Origin of the sequence: Zobellia uliginosa (assembly GCF_900156625.1) — a bacterium.
Classification (GTDB): domain Bacteria; phylum Bacteroidota; class Bacteroidia; order Flavobacteriales; family Flavobacteriaceae; genus Zobellia; species Zobellia uliginosa.
Map to the genome: position 1 here is coordinate 740,497 of NZ_FTOB01000001.1, position 19,266 is coordinate 759,762.

At 44.0% G+C, this 19,266-nt stretch carries 21 protein-coding genes; 10 read left to right on the forward strand and 11 right to left on the reverse strand.

Annotated elements, in window-relative coordinates; translation table 11 throughout:
- The first annotated feature begins 280 nt into the window (after nt 1-280).
- Together BW980_RS03065 and BW980_RS03070 are read left to right on the forward strand one after the other, a co-directional pair.
- The gene (locus BW980_RS03065; RefSeq protein WP_076453457.1) at nt 281-2,413 is read left to right on the forward strand and encodes a TonB-dependent receptor; all 2,133 of its coding nucleotides are present in this window, start codon (nt 281-283) and stop codon (nt 2,411-2,413) included.
- 169 nt (nt 2,414-2,582) lie between these two features.
- A complete protein-coding gene (locus tag BW980_RS03070; protein WP_076453787.1) occupies nt 2,583-3,563 on the forward strand; it encodes a Gfo/Idh/MocA family protein in 981 nt (326 codons plus the stop codon).
- Nucleotides 3,564-3,716: 153 nt separating this feature from the next.
- Here the strand turns inward: BW980_RS03070 and BW980_RS03075 are convergent, their stop codons facing one another.
- Nucleotides 3,717-4,154 carry a hypothetical protein gene (locus tag BW980_RS03075; protein ID WP_076453458.1) on the reverse strand — a complete coding sequence of 146 codons (438 nt, stop codon included), beginning with the start codon at nt 4,152-4,154 and terminating at the stop codon, nt 3,717-3,719.
- A 146-nt stretch (nt 4,155-4,300) separates the two neighbouring features.
- Between BW980_RS03075 and greA the strand changes: the two genes are divergently transcribed.
- Together greA and BW980_RS03085 are read left to right on the forward strand one after the other, a co-directional pair.
- Nucleotides 4,301-4,777 (forward strand): transcription elongation factor GreA, encoded by a 477-nt coding sequence (greA, locus tag BW980_RS03080; RefSeq protein WP_076453459.1) that lies wholly within the window; start codon nt 4,301-4,303, stop codon nt 4,775-4,777.
- Between the two features lie 14 nt (nt 4,778-4,791).
- A complete protein-coding gene (locus tag BW980_RS03085) occupies nt 4,792-5,184 on the forward strand; it encodes an HIT family protein (RefSeq protein ID WP_076453460.1) in 393 nt (130 codons plus the stop codon).
- On the opposite strand, the gene BW980_RS03090 is transcribed toward BW980_RS03085, so the two are convergent.
- Together BW980_RS03090 and BW980_RS03095 are read right to left on the reverse strand one after the other, a co-directional pair.
- Entirely contained in the window at nt 5,181-5,528 is a 348-nt protein-coding gene (locus BW980_RS03090) for a hypothetical protein (protein WP_076453461.1), read from the reverse strand. The genes BW980_RS03085 and BW980_RS03090 overlap by 4 nt on opposite strands.
- Before the next feature lie 85 nt (nt 5,529-5,613).
- On the reverse strand, nt 5,614-6,762 hold the full coding sequence (locus BW980_RS03095) for a sensor histidine kinase (RefSeq protein ID WP_076453462.1): 1,149 nt from the start codon (nt 6,760-6,762) through the stop codon (nt 5,614-5,616).
- A 144-nt stretch (nt 6,763-6,906) separates the two neighbouring features.
- On the opposite strand from BW980_RS03095, the gene BW980_RS03100 reads away from it, so the two are divergent.
- The 4 genes from BW980_RS03100 (at nt 6,907) to aat (ending at nt 9,811) form a co-directional block, all read left to right on the forward strand.
- The gene (locus BW980_RS03100; protein ID WP_394333487.1) at nt 6,907-7,791 is read left to right on the forward strand and encodes a flavin reductase family protein; all 885 of its coding nucleotides are present in this window, start codon (nt 6,907-6,909) and stop codon (nt 7,789-7,791) included.
- An 88-nt stretch (nt 7,792-7,879) separates the two neighbouring features.
- Nucleotides 7,880-8,545: a hypothetical protein gene (locus tag BW980_RS03105; protein ID WP_076453463.1), complete on the forward strand. Its 666-nt coding sequence runs from the start codon at nt 7,880-7,882 to the stop codon at nt 8,543-8,545.
- A 101-nt stretch (nt 8,546-8,646) separates the two neighbouring features.
- Entirely contained in the window at nt 8,647-9,024 is a 378-nt protein-coding gene (locus tag BW980_RS03110) for a DUF3127 domain-containing protein (RefSeq protein WP_076453464.1), read from the forward strand.
- Nucleotides 9,025-9,130: 106 nt separating this feature from the next.
- Entirely contained in the window at nt 9,131-9,811 is a 681-nt protein-coding gene (aat, locus tag BW980_RS03115; protein ID WP_076453465.1) for a leucyl/phenylalanyl-tRNA--protein transferase, read from the forward strand.
- On the opposite strand, the gene BW980_RS03120 is transcribed toward aat, so the two are convergent.
- The 3 genes from BW980_RS03120 to BW980_RS03130 are packed head-to-tail and all read right to left on the reverse strand — an operon-like array spanning nt 9,782 to nt 11,635.
- Complete coding sequence (locus tag BW980_RS03120) at nt 9,782-10,462, reverse strand: DUF2490 domain-containing protein (RefSeq protein WP_083690329.1); 681 nt, start codon at nt 10,460-10,462, stop codon at nt 9,782-9,784. The two genes, aat and BW980_RS03120, sit on opposite strands and share 30 nt — an antisense overlap.
- Nucleotides 10,449-11,039, reverse strand: coding sequence for a hypothetical protein (locus BW980_RS03125; RefSeq protein ID WP_076453466.1), 591 nt, complete (start codon nt 11,037-11,039; stop codon nt 10,449-10,451). The genes BW980_RS03120 and BW980_RS03125 overlap by 14 nt, the downstream gene beginning before the upstream one ends.
- A gap of 32 nt (nt 11,040-11,071) precedes the next feature.
- Nucleotides 11,072-11,635 (reverse strand): DNA-3-methyladenine glycosylase I, encoded by a 564-nt coding sequence (locus BW980_RS03130; protein WP_076453467.1) that lies wholly within the window; start codon nt 11,633-11,635, stop codon nt 11,072-11,074.
- 319 nt (nt 11,636-11,954) lie between these two features.
- Here BW980_RS03130 and BW980_RS03135 point away from each other — a divergent pair, with 319 nt between their 5' ends.
- Nucleotides 11,955-12,581, forward strand: coding sequence for a thioredoxin family protein (locus BW980_RS03135; RefSeq protein ID WP_076453468.1), 627 nt, complete (start codon nt 11,955-11,957; stop codon nt 12,579-12,581).
- On the opposite strand, the gene BW980_RS03140 is transcribed toward BW980_RS03135, so the two are convergent.
- From BW980_RS03140 to BW980_RS03160, 5 genes are all read right to left on the reverse strand, one after another.
- Complete coding sequence (locus BW980_RS03140; protein ID WP_317042172.1) at nt 12,558-13,241, reverse strand: energy transducer TonB; 684 nt, start codon at nt 13,239-13,241, stop codon at nt 12,558-12,560. The two genes, BW980_RS03135 and BW980_RS03140, sit on opposite strands and share 24 nt — an antisense overlap.
- Nucleotides 13,242-13,358: 117 nt before the next feature.
- Entirely contained in the window at nt 13,359-14,072 is a 714-nt protein-coding gene (gene truB, locus BW980_RS03145) for a tRNA pseudouridine(55) synthase TruB (RefSeq protein WP_076453470.1), read from the reverse strand.
- Nucleotides 14,073-14,113: 41 nt separating this feature from the next.
- Nucleotides 14,114-14,908, reverse strand: a complete 795-nt coding sequence (locus BW980_RS03150; RefSeq protein ID WP_076453471.1) for an undecaprenyl-diphosphate phosphatase — start codon at nt 14,906-14,908, stop codon at nt 14,114-14,116.
- Nucleotide 14,909: 1 nt separating this feature from the next.
- A complete protein-coding gene (locus BW980_RS03155; RefSeq protein WP_076453472.1) occupies nt 14,910-15,179 on the reverse strand; it encodes a DUF3098 domain-containing protein in 270 nt (89 codons plus the stop codon).
- 88 nt (nt 15,180-15,267) lie between these two features.
- The gene (locus BW980_RS03160; RefSeq protein WP_076453473.1) at nt 15,268-16,146 is read right to left on the reverse strand and encodes a cell division protein FtsX; all 879 of its coding nucleotides are present in this window, start codon (nt 16,144-16,146) and stop codon (nt 15,268-15,270) included.
- Nucleotides 16,147-16,226: 80 nt separating this feature from the next.
- Here BW980_RS03160 and BW980_RS03165 point away from each other — a divergent pair, with 80 nt between their 5' ends.
- A complete protein-coding gene (locus BW980_RS03165) occupies nt 16,227-19,256 on the forward strand; it encodes a leucine--tRNA ligase (protein WP_076453474.1) in 3,030 nt (1,009 codons plus the stop codon).
- Nucleotides 19,257-19,266: the final 10 nt, after the last annotated feature.

Sequence of the window (19,266 nt, forward strand, 5' to 3'; positions counted from 1 at the left end):
CCTGTCTTTTAATCAAATTCGTTATGAAATGTAAAAGGCCCGAGCTATATTTGTGCCATCTCAAAGGGGTGCGAACCCTTGAAACGGTCAAGGCCGCCATAAAGCCTTCGGTTGAATCAAGATAAGCTGAGATTATACCCAATGAACCTGGGCGGGTAATGCTGCCAAGGGACAGTGATTTTTTTCACTTCTTGGATTTTTTATGCCGGTCCGTAATTGGACGAATTTTCAAAACAACATATGGAATAAGGCCCCTTTTATTCGTAGCTAATTTATACGAATGAAACACAGTGTAATGCTTTTGGTCGGTCTGCTAATTACGGGCCAGGTTCTTGCCCAGGAAAAGGAAATCGATTCCCTTACCGGCAAAGAAATTAACTTAGATGAGGTTTTTGTTTCTGCCATTAGGGTCAATAAGGCTAGCCCCGTAACTTTTTCCAATCTTAAAAAAGAAGAATACGCTTCGCGTAATTTGGGTCAAGATATTCCCATTCTTATGAATTTTCTGCCCGGGGTGGTAACTACCTCCGATGCGGGTGCGGGAGTTGGGTATACAGGTATTCGCGTACGTGGTAGTGACAATACGCGCGTTAATGTTACGATAAACGGTATACCTTATAACGATTCTGAGTCGCATGGTACCTTTTGGGTCAATATGCCCGATTTTGCCTCCTCTACCGAAAGTTTGCAACTGCAGCGTGGTGTGGGAACGTCTACCAACGGTTCAGGAGCCTTTGGGGCTAGTCTGAACCTATTGACGGATGCCGTTTCTGACGAAGCCTATGGACAGGTTTCATCGTCCGTAGGAAGCTTTAATACGCTTAGGAACAACATCAAGTTCAGTACGGGCCTACTCAATGATCGCATAGAGATTTCAGGTCGATTGTCGCGAATAACTTCAGATGGCTATGTGGATAGGGCTTCCTCTGATTTGGATTCTTACTTCTTGCAAGCGGCCTACAACGACGGTAAAACACAATTGAAGGCCTTACTCTTTGGTGGGCATGAGGTGACTTATCAGGCATGGAACGGCGTTGATGCGAAAACCTTATTAGAGGATAGAACCTATAATTCGGCGGGCGCCTACACCGATGAAAACGGAGACGGGCAATATTATGACAATGAGGTGGATGACTACAAGCAAAACCATGCCCAATTTCTTTGGAATCAGAAGCTTTCAGGGAATTGGAGTTCCAATGTAGCCCTTCATTTTACCAAAGGGAGCGGATTTTTTGAACAGTACAAACAAGAAGATGACTTTGCAACATACGGCTTTGATCCCATAGTAGTGAATGGCGATGTGGTTGAAACGACCGATTTGATACGTCGTCGTTGGTTAGATAACAAGTTCTACGGCCTGGTTTTTTCGGCCAATTATACCAAAGACCGTTTAGATGTTATTTTAGGGGGAGGATGGAACTCGTATCAAGGGGATCACTTCGGTGAAGTTATTTGGGCGCGTTATGCCACCGATAGCCATATTCGCGATAGGTATTATGATGACGATTCCAATAAATCGGATTTCAATGTGTATTCAAAGGTGAATTATGGTCTAAACGATAAATGGAGTCTCTTTGCTGACCTTCAATATAGAAGGGTTGGTTATTCGGCCAACGGGGAAGATACCGGACTTGTTGATGATACCTTTGGTTTTTTCAACCCTAAGGCGGGGGTCGTATTTAACTTGGATGTTAATAACAATTTCTATTTCAGTTATGCCGTTGCTAATCGTGAGCCGAATAGGAACGATTACGAGGGAGGAAGTCCCAAATCGGAAAAATTGAACGATTTTGAGTTGGGGTGGCGTTATGTCTCCACTGCGTTCCAGCTGAATGCCAATGCCTATTATATGAAGTACAAAGACCAATTGGTGTTGACAGGGCAGCTCAACGATGTAGGGGCTCCGTTGCGTGCCAATGTTGGGGATAGTTACCGACTCGGGTTCGAGTTGGATGCAAATATTCAGATCGGGAAGAAGTTTTTCTGGCGACCGAATTTAGCTGTAAGCTCTAATAAGAACTTAGATTTTTTTACGGAGAACAATGGCGTCTTGGAAGAATTGGGCAATACCCCCATCGCATTTTCGCCTAATATTATTACGGGTAACGTTTTGGGCTACAATCCCCTTTACAATCTGCAGTTGTCGTTGTTGAACAAATACGTGGGAAAACAATACATGAACAATATTCATAACGAAGACTCGGTGTTGGATTGGTATTCCCAGACCGATTTCAATATTCAATATCAAATTGATGTAAATACTTTTATTAAGAGCATCACCCTATCCGGTTTGGTGAACAATATCTTTGATTCAAAGTTTGTTTCGAACGGGGCGGATTATGGAGGTGGGGATATCTATTACTATCCACAGGCAGGAACGAATTTCTTATTGGGGGCTACGGTTAGGTTTTAATGCCGCGGTTGTTTTTCTTCGTAATCGGATGGCGTTAAAAACTTATGGAATTAGTTCTATCGACGCTTAGAAGCTGTTCTTAAATCCGTTATTTTTACTTGATAACCAAGATTAAATGCTTCGAGGCTTGCCCCGAGGTAGTTTACTACTGATTCAAAGTGTCGACTGTATGGAAGAGAGAAAGAAAATTCGCTGGGGTATTTTAGGTTGCGGAAATGTAACCGAAGTGAAAAGCGGACCGGCCTATCAAAAAACCAAGGGATTTGAAGTTGTGGCCGTTATGCGGCGCGATGCCGGGAAAGCTGCTGATTACGCCAAAAGACATGGTGTTTCTAAGTATTATTCAGATGCCGATGCCCTTATAAATGATAAAGAGGTCGATGCCGTCTATATCGCCACGCCTCCCGATAGTCATAAGCGATATGCGCTAAAGGTTGCCGCCGCGGGAAAACCTTGTTGTATTGAAAAACCGATGGCTCCGAGCTATGCCGATAGTCTTGAGATCGAGCAAGCATTTGCAAAGAAAAATACACCCCTTTTCGTAGCGTATTACCGTCGTTCCTTACCGCGTTTTTTAAAGGTGAAGGAATGGTTGGATACCCATCAAATAGGGGAAGTCCGCCACATTCGTTGGTTTTTGGGAAAACCGCCCAACGAAGTCGATTTGAGCGGGCAGTACAATTGGCGTACCGATGCCCAAGTGGCCCCGGGTGGGTATTTTGACGATTTGGCGAGTCACGGCCTGGATCTCTTTGCCTATTTGTTGGGTGATTTTGACGAGGCCTATGGAACGGCACTGAACCAACAGGGCTTGTATACCGCCAAAGATGCCATAACGGGGCATTGGCTTCATAAAAAAGGCATAACGGGTTCGGGTACATGGAATTTTGGAACCCACCAAAGAGAAGACTTGGTCGAGATTTACGGAAGTGAAGGTAAGATCGTTTTTTCCGTTTTTGAGGAGGCCGATGTGGCCTTGATTAATGCCAAGGGCGAAGAGCGCTTGTTTGTAGCCCATCCCGAACATGTGCAGCAATTTCATGTTGAAAATTTAAGGGAGGATCTGTTCGGGGGTAAAAGCCATCCGTCAACAGGAAAGACGGCCTTGCATACCAGTTGGGTAATGGACCGTATTTTAGGGAGTCTATAGACGAGTGCCCGGGTATTCGTGTTTTCGGGCAATTGTTAAAGTCCTTTTTTTGTTCAGTACCGATGTGGCCACCATACGCAATGCCATTTCTGACCCTAGTACGGGTGAACTTTTCAATGCCATTATGGAGCGCTGTAGAAACGAGTAAAAGTGCTAGTTGGTGACCAGTATGATCCTACCGCTGCGTGTGGCGCGATATTCGAGCATATCGTAATACCGCTTGCCCTCTTCCGGTGGGTTGATCAGCTGACCGGTGAATAGGTTGTAAACAAGGTCGTCGCACGAACAAGTAACCTCCAGGCCGTTCTGGGTCATAGTAGAGCAATCGTTGGGCACGTGGTTGGGGCACGTGGCCTCGAAGGCACGGTATTGGTCAATACCCGATTGAATGACATAAACACCTCTTATACCCACACCCGCATTGTCGACAAAAACGATACTTCCGATATTGGTCAGCTGACTGTACTTGGGAAGGTTAAGGTTCATATCGAATCGAAAACCCACCTCTTGCAAGTAGGGATTGCGGACAACCCCATCTTTACTGCACGATAAGGTTGATAAGACAATAAGTATGCTGAACAAACGCTTCATAGAAAAGGATGTAGGTTAAAAATCCGTACAGCAAAAGTGAACAAAATTTATGTATATTTGCGTTAAATCCTCTCTAAAATGGCTGCAGTGTTACGGTCTATGTAGAGGATTTTCCTATTTTACCTGATATATTAAATGAGTATCATATGAGTAACGTATCTTACTACACTAAAGAAGGACTACAAAAATTAAGGGACGAGTTGAATCAATTGAAAGATGTTGAACGACCCAAGGCTTCCCAAGCCATCGCCGAAGCACGTGATAAGGGTGACCTTTCCGAAAATGCGGAGTACGATGCGGCCAAAGAGGCCCAAGGGCTGTTGGAGCTCAAAATCTCTAAGATGGAGGAAATCCTTTCCAATGCACGTCTTATTGATGAATCTCAATTAGACACGTCTAAGGTGCTGGTGCTTTCTACCGTTAAATTGAAGAACCAGACCAACGGTATGGAAATGAAATACACCTTGGTAGCCGAGAGCGAGGCCGACCTGAAAACGGGCAAGATTTCGGTAAGCTCACCTATTGGTAAAGGGCTATTGGGTAAAAAGGTAGGTGATACCGCTGAGATAACCGTACCGAGCGGAACTTTGAAATTCGATATTTTAGAGATTACACGAGCATAAAATTTTAGAGCGCTATGGCATCGATCTTCACAAAAATCATCAACGGCGAAATTCCCTGTTATAAAATAGCGGAAGACGATGACTATTTCGCCTTTTTAGATATCAACCCCAACGCCAAGGGACATACGCTTTGTATACCGAAGAAAGAGGTAGATAAGATCATGGATCTTGACGAGGCTACCTATATGGGACTCATGGCCTTTTCACGAAAAGTTGGGAAGGCCATTGAAGCTGCCGTCGATTGCAAACGGGTAGGGATGACGGTCATTGGCCTTGAGGTGCCGCACGTTCACGTTCATCTTATACCTTTGAACAGCATGCAAGAGGCTACTTTTCAGCATAAGGTCTCACTTGTCAAGGAAGAATTTGAAACGATTGCCGCAAAGATTCGCGCCGAACTAGGCTAGGTCTGCTGCATCAGGAAATAAATACCTGCGGCCACTATGGCCACGATAAGTAAGGTTAAAATCCAGAATAAGGAAGTGAATTTTAAGGTGTTGCGGTCAGGGGTCACCATTTTTTGGTAGTACTTGAAACTACGCTCAATATCGTCGGTCCAACTTACGGGATAGATTTTTGACTCACATTTATTGCATACGATTTCATGGGTAACCTCATTCGTGATAGAGTGAAAGAGTTTGCCGTACTTGTGTTTTTGGTAAAAAGAAACCTTTAAATCTTGATTGAAGCATTCCGGGCAATTGTTTGTCAGTTCCGCTTCCTTGATCATCACTAATTTTTCCTTTGCCATTTCAACTGCTTGTAAAAAATAAAATCTCTTATTTCTGAATATACTCTTTTTATACGAAAATAGAGGTCTTAGGGTTTTCGACCTTCTAACTTAAAGCCTTTAGGGTAACCTGCATAACTGTACCCTCCTTATTCGACGAAAGTACTTTTATCTTCCCCTTATGGTACTCTTCAACGATTCTTTTTACCAAAGAAAGGCCCAAACCCCAACCTCTTTTTTTGCTGGTTACCCCAGGGTTGAAAATGGTTTGGAAGTCACTTTTGGGTATGCCGTGGCCCGTATCCGAAACTTGTACATGTACTTGTTTGCCCTCGCTTCGTATCTCTATGTGGATGCTTCCCTTGCCCTTCATGGCGTCGATACCGTTTTTGACCAGGTTTTCTATCGTCCAATTATATAGGGAGCGGTTCAGTAATACCGGAAGCTGCCCTACATTTGAAGAGAACGAGAAATCGATCAGTTTTGAGCTACGCAATTTTAGGTAGTCGTAGGCATCCTTGGTTTCTTTGACAATATCGTGGGGGTCGAGCTTGGGTAACGAGCCTATTTTTGAAAAACGTTCGGTAATGGTCTCTAGCCTAGAGATATCCTTTGAGATTTCCTTGGTAATCTGGGGGTTGATGTTTTCGCTTTTCAAAAGTTCGTTCCATCCCAATAAGGAAGATAGGGGGGTGCCGATCTGGTGTGCCGTTTCCTTGGCCATGCCCGCCCATAGTTTGTTTTGTTCAGAGGCCTTGTTGGTCTTAAAAAAGAAGAAGATTACCGCCCCGAACAAAAACATGATCAATAAGAGGGCTATGGGGTAGTATTTCAATTTGTTCAAAACCTCCGAATTGCCGTAATAGAGCGTAGCCAAATGTTCGCCCTGTTGGTTTATCGAAATAGGTTTGTTCTCGCTTTCGAACTTCCGTATTCTTTTTTGAACATACACGGAGTCGCTTACTTTTTGCTTGTCCATGTTATTGGTCTTGTACGAGCCGTCTTTGTTGACCAAGATCATGGGGGTCGAGGTGTTGTTCTGAAAAACTTTGAGGTGTAGGTTGCCCAAATCGGTGTCTTCCGACGATTGTTGGAATTCCGACTGCGCCGTGGCCCAAATTTCCATCTTAAGCCGTTCTTCTTCCTTGAACTTTTTAAAGAAACTGTTCGTATTCCACAGTATAAGGCTCACTATACCAAAGGAGGTAATGAGTAAAATGAAATTCGATGTTTTATTTTTAGGATTGAAATTCATCCGCATAAATACCTATTGAATGGGGCCAAGCCCGTATTTCGTTAAGGGTTGAACCCGTCAAAGATAAGGTAAATATGAAGAAAAAAGTGTAGGGGAGATGGGCATCGGTGTTTTTGATGGATTCTATTTTCTTATCTTTATCCTATGGCAAAAGAAATGATTTCAGTACTACCCGAAGCGGTTTCTACCGCTCAGTTGCATGCTTATCTTCTGGGGGCCGTAGGTCCTAGGCCAATTGCGTTTGCCAGTACGGTAGATGAAAAGGGAAACCCCAACCTGTCTCCCTTTAGTTTTTTTAATGTGTTCAGCGCCAAGCCTCCTATTTTGATTTTTTCTCCGGCGCGTAGGGTGCGTGACAACACCACAAAGCATACCTTGCAGAACGTGTTGTTGACCAAGGAGGTGGTTATAAATGTCGTCAATTACAGTATGGTACAGCAAATGTCTTTGTCGAGTACCGAATACGCCAAGGGAGTGAACGAATTTGAAAAAGCGGGCCTGACCATGCAATCTTCAGATATCGTAAGGCCTTTCCGTGTGGCCGAATCACCTGTGCAATTTGAATGTAAGGTAACCAAGGTAGAGGCCTTGGGGCGTGAAGGCGGTGCGGGTAACTTGGTATTTTCCGAAGTGGTAAAAATACATGTCGACCCCGATGTTCTCGATGACAAGGGGGTGATCGACCAACATAAGATCGATCAAGTGGCGCGTATGGGGGGCAATTGGTACAGCAGGGCCAATCTAGGATTGTTCGAAGTACCCAAACCTTTGTCTTCCTTGGGAATCGGCTTTGATCAAATACCCGAGCATATTCGTTTTAGCAAGACCCTTACCGGTAACGATTTGGGAATGTTGGGCAATATAGAGGAAATACCCGATAGCAAATCGGTAGAAGATTTCGTGGCGGAGCATATTGAAATAAGGTCTATGCTCAGTGGAGGGGAAAGAAAGCCGCTAGAGTTAAAGGCCCAAGAATATTTACATAAGAACGATGTGCTTTCTGCATGGAAGGTATTGTTGGCGGAGTAAATCTACTGGAAAACCAGTATTTTAGTAGGGTTTATATGGGGCAAAGTGTTTCAGGTGAAATTAATGGTCACCTATTCCTTTGCGTATTATGAAAACCCATCTGTCCGTTTTGCTCTTGTTTCTTATGGTCGTGCCCCATGCATTTTCGCAGGAAAATGATGTCTCCGGTCAAAGCGGGGCCTCTTCGTATATCACTTTTAGTCCTTTTTCGTCTTTCGATATTTATGCCCCTAGATTACGGGTCGGCTATATCCAGCATGTGACTCCCCATTTGAAAATGGGTCTGGATATGGGTTATGGCAATAAGGAAATAGCCTTCTTAAGCAATCATCTTGGGGATAGTTATCGCTTATGGGAAGTAAGGCCCGAGTTTTACTATGTGCTCAACCCTAAGACTAGAACCTTAAAATATATTGCTGCCGAACTGTTTTATATCGACCAGGCCAATATTTTTTCCAATGGGGAGTATCAGGCTGAAAACGGTGAAGATTTTCGTTATGACCGGGCGAGATACCAACGTCAAAAATATGGAATGCACCTTAAGTTTGGTTTGTTTTTGAACTTGGGACAAAAGGTCGGATTGAATTTTTATGGCGGAATCGGTTTCCGTTGGCGCAAGAGTGAATATCTCGATGCGGAAAACCTGGAAAGCACCGATGTTTTTCGCGAATGGTATTCTTCCATGTATGATGGGGAAGGCCGGGATTTTGGTCCCAACCCATCCTTGGGGGTAAAATTCTATTATCGCTTATAGCTGATAACCTTTAATAACTTCTTTTTGTTTTTTTAGGTGGATTATGCGATTAAAACTACTTTTATCCACTATAAAAATTAGTTCACATATAATTCATAATCATGGAAGTTCAAGGAAAAGTAAAAATGATCGGGGAAACCCAAACCTTCGGGAATAACGGGTTTAGAAAGCGCGAGATAGTGGTAACTACCGAAGAACAGTACCCACAACATATAATGGTAGAGTTTGTACAAGATAAAACCGATTTGTTGAATAACTTTAGTGTAGGTCAAGACGTAAAGATCAGCATCAACTTAAGAGGTAGGGAATGGACCAACCCACAGGGTGAGGTTAAATATTTCAACTCTATCCAAGGTTGGAGAATCGAAGGCGTTCAAGCGGAGCAAAGTGCACCAGGAATGCCGCCTGTGCCACCAGCGGAAGCGTTTCAGCCTGCTGACAACCTAAATGAGGAAGATCACGACGATTTACCCTTCTAAGTTTTACATGGGCTGATAAGTCCGTGAAGAAGATTATAAAAGCCCCGTTAGCTACACTGCCTAACGGGGCTTTTGGCTATTTTTGCAATATATCTAAAACGAAAAGGTGAAAGGAAGCGAAGCTCAAAACAGCCTATTTTTTCTCAGCGAGGCCTTGGTGTTTCCACCGGTGGAATACGCCCAAGACGATGGCCTGTTGGCGGCCGGGGGCGATCTGTCGGTCGAACGTTTGCTGTTGGCCTACAAAAGCGGCATCTTTCCGTGGTTCAATAATGATGCGCTATTGCTGTGGTGGAGTCCCGACCCTAGAATGGTACTTCACCCAAAGGATGTGAAAATCTCTAAAAGCATGCGTAAAGTATTACGCGACGGCCGGTTTAAGTTGACCAAAAACCAGTCTTTTGAAGCGGTCATCGAAGCCTGTTCCAGCATAGAAAGAGAAGATCAAGACGGCACGTGGATAACCGATAAGATGAAAAGGGCCTATCTGAAAATGCATGAAAAAGGATATGCCATCTCATACGAAGTCTGGGAAAACGATAGGCTTGTGGGTGGACTCTACGGGGTGGACCTAGGGACTATTTTTTGCGGTGAAAGCATGTTTAGCAAGGTAAGCAATGCCTCAAGGTTTGCCTTCATCAAAATGGCTCAGGAACTGGAAGCTAAAAAGTATAGGCTCATCGATTGCCAGATCTATACGTCCCATCTTGAGAGTTTGGGGGGGCAAGAAATCCCCCGTTCTGAATTCATTCAAATTCTAGAGGCTGAAAATAAGCGAGGTGAGTAAGAAGAAGATGTGTTCCGTGGTATGTGTATAGTCTTCCGCGCGGTACTCGGCACCGATTTCCAGTTTTGTTCCCTGTCCGAGCAACCAGCCCACATGCGATGTCAGGCGTTGGTCGTACTCGGGTTTATCGCCCTTGGCCACACTGAGAAGCGCTTCCGCGGAAGCTGAAAAATAGGGGTCCCCTACCGCAAGTTCTTCGCCTTTTAACGGAAAGTCGATGGCAAGGCGATATCGGAATCGATGAATGGTCAACGAGGGACTGATGCGCTGTTCGGCCCGAAAACGGCTGCCCATATTAAGGGTTTCGTTCCTATGCGAATATTTGTATTGCTCCACTATCCTTAGTTCGTTCTCTTCCGGCTCGTCGAATGATTCCCTAAACCGGTACTGTACCCCAAGGGCCAAACCTTGTTTGGAATCGACCTTAAAAGAGGAAAAGTGAACAAGGTCAATCTGTCTGATACGGTACGAAAAATCATCTTCGTAAATATAGGCGCGCTGGGCCACCTTAAAACTATGCGAGTAGTGGGTGTTCACCTTATATTTTAACGAAATATCGGGCTGAAAGTAGCCTGTGAGATTCTCTTGGCAGTAAGCCAAACTGCCCATCAATACCCCGAAAACGATAAAGAACCTTTTAATATAGTACATGGTCGTAATTTGGAGGTAGGGCCTTTTTGATCAGTTCCAATTTACCTTCGGCATTAAAGATGATTTCAAATTTTTCAACGTTCTTACCACTTTTCTTGCCTTTGACGGCAAATTTGTAGGTAATGGAGGGGAGCATCAGGTTTTGAAAGGCATCTTTTAGACTTTGGTCTATGTCATTACCTTTGGTAAGATATTGTTGATGAATTTTTTGTACGCGGTATTTTTCGAAATTCTTTTCGAGATAAGCGATGATTTGGGAATAGGAATCGTTGGGAATGTCTACCGGCTTTATTTCAAATTCAATGCCTTCGATCTTGCTGTCGTTGTTGAATTTTATACCGTAGCGCAAACGGTCTTTTTTAAACTTGACCTTGTAGCTGACCTCGTTGCTGTCTATTTCCTTGTAAAAACGCATTTGCCTGGCATCTTCCACTTTTTTTTCAATGGTCAATAGCGGCTTTTCCGGAAATTGCGATTTTCGGATGCGGTGTTCCCGTTCGCTCTTGACTTGGGCAAGGAGTGAAGCTGAACTAAAGGCCAAAATAAATACTAAAAGGAAAATAGACTTAACATTCATATTGCTATACTTTCTGTAAGGTTCATTTTTAACTACACCTGCCCATACCTAAAACATGAGATTTCATGGTCGTTGACCATACCTACGGCCTGCATAAAGGCATAGGTTACGGTACTGCCCACAAATTTGAAACCTCGTTTTTTCAGGTCTTTGCTCAGGGCATCCGAAATTTCTGTGGTGGCAGGGGCGTTTTTGTAATTTTCTACCCTGTTCTTTATGGGGCTATGGTTTACAAACCCCCAAACATAAGTGCTAAAACTCCCAAATTCATCTTGTACCTTCATAAACGCCAAAGCATTGGAAACTGTTGCACCTACCTTTAATTTGTTTCTGATGATACCGGCATCGTTCAGCAAGGCCTGGATCTTATTTTCTTCGTACCGCGCTATTTTCCGGTAATCGAAATTATCGAAGGCCTTTCTGAAATTTTCGCGCTTCCTTAAAATGGTAATCCAGCTCAATCCGGCCTGAAAGGTTTCCAAGACCAAAAACTCGAAAAGGGTATCGTCGTCCTTTACCGGTGCCCCCCATTCTATGTCATGGTAGGCCTCGTAAAGGGCGTCGCCTTTGCACCAACCGCATCTTTGTTTTTCCATTTTGTTTTTTGAATCGCGAAAATACGCCTTTATGAACAAAAGGTTATACTTGTGTTACTTTCAATCGATGTTTTACAGTCCAATATTAAGAAATTATGAATCAAGGTTTGTGTGCTAATGGTTTTTTTGGTGGAAGGCGCCCTTTGGATCAATGCATTGAAAGTGCGTTTTAGTAATGTAAATCGAACTTTGTCTTTTTTGAGGCCCCGTTCAGCTGGGGAGATGTAAGTTCTTGTGGGAAAGTGCTACCAATGTTACCCAAGTTACGCATGCTGTACCGACGGAGTGTTAACTTTGTAATGAATTAAAGAAGATTGAAATGGCAATACCTACAACATTGAACAATACCCAGCAATTACTTGAAAAAGCCTTGTCGCAAGCAATTTCTTACGACGATTATCGTGCCATGGTTGGCCAATTGGCCTTAGAGGGGAAGTCTACCGGACCGAACCAGACCGAAGCCTTGGCCAATTATACCATGCTTAACGATAGGCGGATGAAACGTTTTGATAAGACCGTTAAACTCAGTGATGAACATGTTGCTCAAATTGCCAAGCTCGATAAAAACTTGCAACTGATCGTTTTGACTGAAAGTTGGTGTGGGGATGCGGCCCCGGCCTTGCCCGTTATCAATAAGGTGGCCCAGTTGAGCGAACATATCGATTTCAAAGTGGTTTTGAGGGATGAGCATATAGACCTTATGAACCAGTTTTTGACCAATGGCGGAATGTCTATCCCTAAATTGATTTTTTGGGACCGTGAAAACCAAGAAGTACTTGCTGATTGGGGACCCCGACCTGAGCCTGCCGCAAAATTGGTGGCCGACCATAAGGCAAAACACGGAACGCTGTTACCTGAAATCAAAGAGGAAATACAGCAGTGGTACAATAAAGATAAGGGGCAAACAATGTTGAAAGAGCTCTTAGCGCGCCTTCCCTTGAAATAGGTAGGTGATCGTGCCTTTTTGTATGGACTTTTCACCAGAGCTGAATTTCGCCTTTAAAGCGTAGGCTATGGCGTTGTCTATAAGACAACCGTTAGTGGTTCCGGAGCTTTTGGCGTTGTAATCGGCATCGACAACATTACCTGTGGCATCTACTTGAATGTTTATGACCACTTTTCCTCCTTCTATACAGGTGTATATGGGAGGGGGTAATTTGTAGTAGCTGCGGTTTACCAAAGAATAGGAAACCGAAGTTCGGCGTTTGGCCAAGTTATTGGTGAATTCTTTCTTTTGGGCTTCTTTTTCGCCTAATAGCTGCTTGGCTTCCTCGCGCTTCTTTTTTAGTTCCTTTACGCGTTCGGCATATTCGGAATCGGAAAGCATGCCCGTTGGGTCGTCGTTATTCTCGGCGGCCAATTTTTCCTCCATCAACTCCTCAAGGGTTTTCAAGGGTTCTGGGTTGCCGTAGCTGGGCTTTGCCGCTTCGTTATACGCCATATGGCTTTTAAGGGGGTCCGATTTTTCAATTTCCTCCTTTAGCTCTTCCTTTTTTTCGAGAAGTTCTTCAATGTCTTCTTCCAGCATCATTTCCACCACGTACTCGTCCTGCTCCTTTTCTTGCCCTAAATGAATGTTGTACAAGGCCAACACGATTATGGACATCGAAAAGATGGTGATAAGAAACGATAAGTGTTTACGGTTCAAGGTCATGGTGGTATAACCACAATTTTAAAAAAATATTTTAATTATTCGTTGAACGGAAAGGCTAAGGTGTTCTTTTTACGATTTTGTCGTTTTTCCCAGTAGATTTTCCGCAAAAACATTAGGGTCTGTGGCTGTATTTACGTTGTATCCTCCTATTTTGGTTCTTCTGAGTTCAGATAAATGGCCTCCGCTCCCTAATGCTTGTCCCAAATCGTGTGCCAAGGATCTAATGTAGGTGCCTTTACTGCAAACAATCCTGAATTTTAGCTCGGGCAGTTTCATTTCGGTGATTTCAAAAGTTGAAACGTTTACGGTCCTTGTTTTTATTTCCACATCCTTTCCTTCTCGGGCATATTCGTAAAGGCGTTTACCGTCTTTTTTTAGGGCTGAAAATACAGGGGGGCGTTGCTCGATATCGCCTATAAACTGTGAGAGGGTCTCGTTGAGCAAGGCTTCGGTGATATGTTCGGTAGGGTAGGTTTGGTCGACTTCGGTTTCCAGATCGTACGAAGGGGTCGTGGCGCCGAGGGTAATGGTGCCTGTATATTCCTTTACCTGGCCTTGAAGCTCCGGTATTTTCTTGGTGAACTTTCCGCAGCAAATAATGAGTAGTCCCGTGGCTAAAGGGTCTAAGGTTCCCGCATGGCCGATTTTAAACTTCTTGAGCTTGAATTTTGAGCGAATGGCCCATTTTAATTTGTTTACGGCTTGAAAAGACGACCATCCTAGCGGCTTGTCTATAAGCAATATTTGTCCGTCAAGAAAGTCTTCTTTGCTACGCGAATCCATGTAAAAAATATTAATCCCTTTTTAGCGAAACTGAAATCGCTCTAACTCATAAAACCGTAGGCAATGGCGATCAGACCTACAACAAAGCAGTAAATGGCGAAGTAAGAAAGCTTGCTCTTCTTGACCAATTGGATCATCCAGGTACAGGCGGCGAGACCGGCTACAAAGGCAGCGATAAAACCTGCGCCCATGGCAACATTGTTTCCGCCGTCAAAGTTAAGGTCACCGCTCATAAGGTCTTTTGCTATTTTTCCAAAAATCAGGGGTACGACCATCAAGAACGAAAAACGGGCCGCCTTGGTCTTGTCTACGCCCAGAAGTACCGATGTGGAGATGGTGGCACCACTTCTTGATATACCCGGCAACATGGCTATGGCCTGTGAGATACCTACGATCAGTGCGTTGCCGAAACTAACTTTTTTATCCGTGTCCTTGGCCTTGTCGGCAAAATATAAAAGAACGGCCGTTATCAATAGCATAAAGCCTACGAAGCGAACGTTGCCCCCGAAAAAGGCTTCCAGTTGTTCTTCAAAGAAGAGACCCACGAAAACGGCGGGCAACATAGATATGATAATCTTTACCGAGAATTGGGCTTCTTCGTTCCATTTAAAACTAAAAAGACCGCTGATGATTTCCCATATGTCTTTCCTGAAAACCACAATGGTACTCAAGGCGGTGGCAAAGTGTAGTACCACGGTAAACAATAGGCTTTCTTCGGGTACGGAATGGTCGCCCAAAATGGCTTTTCCCAATTCTAAATGTCCACTTGATGATACAGGTAAAAATTCGGTCAATCCTTGAATGATACCGAGAATGATGGCGTCTAGCGTCTCCAAATTAGTCTTTCTTCTTGTGCGGATTCAACAATATGGCGTATATCTCAATACCCAGGCCTATGAGGACAAGGGTCGGGGCCAGACGGATTCTCCTAAAACTGTAGATGTCTTCGTTGAATACATTGGGGTCGTCACTACCGCCACCGCTCATGAGTATAAAGCCTATGGCTATAAATGCAAGACCGACGAAAAAGAAGGTGTAGTTCTTTTTCTGAAAAATAAATTCTTGCGTGACCTGTTTGCCTGTCTGTTCTTTTTGTTTCTTACCCATGCTGCAAATTTAACGAAGTTCTATTTAAAAAAGTTTATGGTCGTAAAGGTTTATTGTATCAAGGGCGTTTCTGCTAGTATTGGCGGGCCTAATAATAGAGTTCATCGGTTCTGAGGTTCAAGAACCGTTGTGTTGCGAAAAAGGTGCTGATCAGTGATATGAAAATACCCAAGACAAAAATTGCCGTATAGAGCAAGCCCAGTTGTTCCATATCCTTAAAGAGTTCCAGTTCCGGAAAGTTTTGGTCTAAATAATACAAGACTCCGGTCAAGGCCAAAAGCGCGGTTAGGGCGCCGAACATGCCCAGTTTGATGTTCATCCATATAAAAGGACGGCGAATAAAGGTCTTGGTGGCCCCTACCATTTGCATGGTCTTGATGATAAAGCGTTTCGAGTAAATACTCAATCGTATAGAGCTGTTGATGAGTAAGATGGCGATAAAGGTAAGCGCGCCACTGGCGATCAAGATCCAAAAACTGATCCGTTTTACGTTTTCGCTCAAAAGGCCGACCAAGGGCTTGTCGTAACTTACTTCTTCAATATAGGCTTTTTGGGCAAGGGTGGTGGCCAATGAATCGATTTCTTGGGGGGTGACATAATCGGCCCGTAATTGTAGGTCGATGGAGTTTTTAAGCGGATTGTACCCTAAGAAATCCTGAAAATCCTCGCCTATTTCCTCACTGTGCTGTTCGGCAGCCTCTTCTTTTGAGACAAATACCGCACTTTTGGTATGTTCGGCCTGTAAAAGGTTTTTTTGTAATTGGTCTATTTCCGACTCTTTGGCTTCATCCTTTAGGAAAATGGAAATGGTAATCTGTTCTTTAAAATGATCGGCCATCTTCTTGGTGTTAATGACCAGAAGACCCAAAATTCCCAATAAAAATAGCACCAATGCAATGCTCAATACCACCGAAAAATAAGATGATATCAATTTTTGTTTCTGATATTGTTCAAAAGACTTACCCATAATCGCGTATACGGGCGTAAATTTAGGAAAGTAAATTGAATAAACTTATTTTTGCGCCACATTGAAAAGAAAGATATCAGATGCACTACGATTTTAGGAAAATAGAGAAAGATTGGCAAGACTTTTGGGCCAAGAACGAAACCTTCAAGGCCGAGAACAATTCCGATAAACCAAAGTACTATGTGTTGGACATGTTTCCTTACCCTTCAGGTGCCGGATTACATGTGGGGCATCCGCTCGGGTACATCGCCAGCGATATCTATGCACGCTATAAAAGGCATAAAGGTTTTAATGTCTTGCACCCGCAAGGCTACGATTCTTTTGGTTTGCCGGCGGAGCAGTACGCCATCCAGACCGGACAGCATCCGGCCATTACTACGGAAGCCAATATAAAAACCTATAGGAGGCAACTGGATCAGTTGGGCTTTTCTTTTGATTGGAGCCGTGAGGTACGTACTTCCGATCCCCAGTATTACAAATGGACGCAGTGGATCTTTATTCAGTTGTTCAATTCGTGGTACAACAAAACTTCCGACAAGGCGGAAGCTATCGATAGTTTGGTTGCCATCTTCGAAGCGGAAGGAAATGTGAATGTGCAAGCGGTTTGTGACGAAGATATAGCGCAGTTTTCGGCGGCCGATTGGAAGGCCTTTTCAGCTAAGGAAAAACAAGAAATTTTATTAAAATACCGCCTGACCTATTTGGCGGAAAGCGAGGTCAACTGGTGTCCTGCCCTAGGTACGGTCTTGGCCAACGACGAGATTGTCAATGGGGTTTCCGAACGCGGGGGGCATCCGGTAGTCCGTAAAAAAATGACCCAGTGGAGCATGCGTATCACGGCCTATGCCCAGCGTTTGCTCGATGGCTTAAATACGGTAGATTGGCCGCAGCCCCTGAAAGATTCACAGACCAACTGGATCGGTAGAAGTGAAGGTGCCGAGGTGGAGTTCGCCTTAAAAGGATCGGAACATAAGATAGCCGTATTTACGACCCGCCCCGATACTATTTTTGGGGTGAGTTTTATGACCTTGGCCCCAGAACACGAACTGGTCACCAAGATAACCACGCCCGAACAGAAGGCGGAGGTAGAGGCCTATATAGAAGCTACAGCCAAACGTAGCGAACGTGAACGTATGGCCGATGTAAAAACCATTTCGGGTGTCTTTACCGGAGCCTATGCCGAGCATCCGTTTACCAAAGAGCCGATTCCGGTTTGGATCGGTGACTATGTATTGGCCGGATATGGTACGGGAGCCGTAATGTCAGTGCCTTGTGGAGATCAAAGGGATTACGATTTTGCCAAGCATTTCAATATTCCCATCCCAAATATTTTTGAAGGGGTCGATATATCGGAGGAAGCCTTTGCCGATAAGGCGACCACCGTTATCGCCAATTCCGATTTCTTGAACGGCTTGGGCTATAAGGAGGCTACTTCAAAGGCCATTGCCGAATTGGAAAAATTGGGTGTGGGAACAGGTAAGGTCAACTACCGCCTGCGCGATGCCGTTTTTAGCCGTCAGCGCTATTGGGGCGAGCCCTTTCCTGTGTATTATGTAGATGGAATGCCGCAAATGATCGCTGCTGAATATTTGCCCATAAAATTACCGGAAGTCGATAAATATTTACCTACCGAAACCGGGGAGCCGCCTTTGGGCAATGCTGCCGTCTGGGCTTGGGATACGGAGAAGAATGAGGTTGTTGCGAATGATAAGATTGATAATAAGACCGTTTTTCCTCTTGAGTTGAATACCATGCCGGGCTGGGCGGGAAGCTCACAGTACTTTAACCGTTACATGGATCCACATAATGAAAATGAAATTTTCTCCAAGGAAGCCATTGACTATTGGCAAGATGTGGACTTGTACATTGGGGGAAGCGAACATGCTACGGGGCATTTGCTATATAGCCGTTTCTGGCAGAAGTTTATGTTTGACCTAGGTTTGGTGCCTAAAGATGAGTTTGCTAAAAAGCTGATCAATCAGGGGATGATTACTGGTACTAGTGCTTTTGTTTATAAGGTTGCATATGAGGTGAGTACAATTGTTGATGGAGGTTATGATGAAAAGGAGATAAGTGATTTTCAATCAAAAGTTATAAGTGATAACCCAGTATTTGTTTCTAAAAATGTTAGAGACAAAATTGTAAGTTGCGACAAGGCTGAGTTCAAAAACTTAACTGAGTCCGTAAAACAGGTGACAAATAGGATTGGAGAAAAGTTGACTGAGAAGTTTCCTAAAACACAAGTCGAAATCCGTTTGTGGACAGGGCGGAGTTTTGACATGCCTCTACATGCAGATGTATCATTCGTTAACGCTTCGGATGAATTAGATGTCGAAGCATTTAAAAATTGGCGAGAAGAATATAAGAATGCTCAGTTTATAACTGAAGAAGATGGAACTTTCAAAGTATCTCGCGAAGTCGAAAAAATGTCCAAGTCCAAATACAACGTGGTCAACCCCGATGCCATTTGTGAGGAGTACGGGGCCGATTCATTGCGTCTGTACGAAATGTTCTTGGGGCCCTTGGAGCAATCCAAGCCTTGGAATACTGCAGGTATCACGGGGGTACACAGCTTCTTGAAAAAACTATGGCGTTTGTACCATTCGGGCCCTGAAGGTGCCTTTGAGGTGTCGGAAGCCGAACCGTCAAAAGACAGTTACAAGACCCTGCACAAGACCATTAAAAAAGTTGAGGAAGATATCGAGAACTTTAGTTTCAATACCTCGGTGTCTACCTTTATGATCGCAGTAAACGAATTGAGTTCGCAGAAATGCAACAGCCGTGCGGTGTTGGAACCCATGGCAATTTTAGTATCGCCCTACGCGCCCCATATTGCCGAGGAACTTTGGAGTAAATTAGGTCATGAGGGTTCGATCGCTACGGTAGCCTTTCCGAAATTCGAAGAAAAATACCTAGTGGAAAGCAGTAAGGAATACCCGGTTTCCTTCAATGGAAAAATGCGTTTTAAACTAGAGCTTCCGCTAGACTTGAGCAAAGATGAAATTGAGGCGGCGGTAATGGCCCATGAAAAAACACAGCAGCAATTGCAAGGGCGTACGCCTAAAAAAGTGATCGTGGTGCCCGGTAAAATTGTTAATATCGTAGGCTAAGCTATACGGC

Excerpts from the sequence above, each read along its gene's own strand:
- BW980_RS03065 (WP_076453457.1), top strand. The coding sequence starts at position 281 with ATGAAACACAGTGTAATGCTTTTGGTCGGTCTGCTAATTACGGGCCAG.
- BW980_RS03070 (WP_076453787.1), top strand. The coding sequence starts at position 2,583 with ATGGAAGAGAGAAAGAAAATTCGCTGGGGTATTTTAGGTTGCGGAAAT.
- BW980_RS03075 (WP_076453458.1), bottom strand. The coding sequence starts at position 4,154 with ATGAAGCGTTTGTTCAGCATACTTATTGTCTTATCAACCTTATCGTGC.
- greA (WP_076453459.1), top strand. The coding sequence starts at position 4,301 with ATGAGTAACGTATCTTACTACACTAAAGAAGGACTACAAAAATTAAGG.
- BW980_RS03085 (WP_076453460.1), top strand. The coding sequence starts at position 4,792 with ATGGCATCGATCTTCACAAAAATCATCAACGGCGAAATTCCCTGTTAT.
- BW980_RS03090 (WP_076453461.1), bottom strand. The coding sequence starts at position 5,528 with ATGGCAAAGGAAAAATTAGTGATGATCAAGGAAGCGGAACTGACAAAC.
- BW980_RS03095 (WP_076453462.1), bottom strand. The coding sequence starts at position 6,762 with ATGAATTTCAATCCTAAAAATAAAACATCGAATTTCATTTTACTCATT.
- BW980_RS03100 (WP_394333487.1), top strand. The coding sequence starts at position 6,907 with ATGGCAAAAGAAATGATTTCAGTACTACCCGAAGCGGTTTCTACCGCT.
- BW980_RS03105 (WP_076453463.1), top strand. The coding sequence starts at position 7,880 with ATGAAAACCCATCTGTCCGTTTTGCTCTTGTTTCTTATGGTCGTGCCC.
- BW980_RS03110 (WP_076453464.1), top strand. The coding sequence starts at position 8,647 with ATGGAAGTTCAAGGAAAAGTAAAAATGATCGGGGAAACCCAAACCTTC.
- BW980_RS03120 (WP_083690329.1), bottom strand. The coding sequence starts at position 10,462 with ATGTACTATATTAAAAGGTTCTTTATCGTTTTCGGGGTATTGATGGGC.
- BW980_RS03125 (WP_076453466.1), bottom strand. The coding sequence starts at position 11,039 with ATGAATGTTAAGTCTATTTTCCTTTTAGTATTTATTTTGGCCTTTAGT.
- BW980_RS03130 (WP_076453467.1), bottom strand. The coding sequence starts at position 11,635 with ATGGAAAAACAAAGATGCGGTTGGTGCAAAGGCGACGCCCTTTACGAG.
- BW980_RS03135 (WP_076453468.1), top strand. The coding sequence starts at position 11,955 with ATGGCAATACCTACAACATTGAACAATACCCAGCAATTACTTGAAAAA.
- BW980_RS03140 (WP_317042172.1), bottom strand. The coding sequence starts at position 13,241 with ATGTCCATAATCGTGTTGGCCTTGTACAACATTCATTTAGGGCAAGAA.
- truB (WP_076453470.1), bottom strand. The coding sequence starts at position 14,072 with ATGGATTCGCGTAGCAAAGAAGACTTTCTTGACGGACAAATATTGCTT.
- BW980_RS03155 (WP_076453472.1), bottom strand. The coding sequence starts at position 15,179 with ATGGGTAAGAAACAAAAAGAACAGACAGGCAAACAGGTCACGCAAGAA.
- BW980_RS03160 (WP_076453473.1), bottom strand. The coding sequence starts at position 16,146 with ATGGGTAAGTCTTTTGAACAATATCAGAAACAAAAATTGATATCATCT.
- BW980_RS03165 (WP_076453474.1), top strand. The coding sequence starts at position 16,227 with ATGCACTACGATTTTAGGAAAATAGAGAAAGATTGGCAAGACTTTTGG.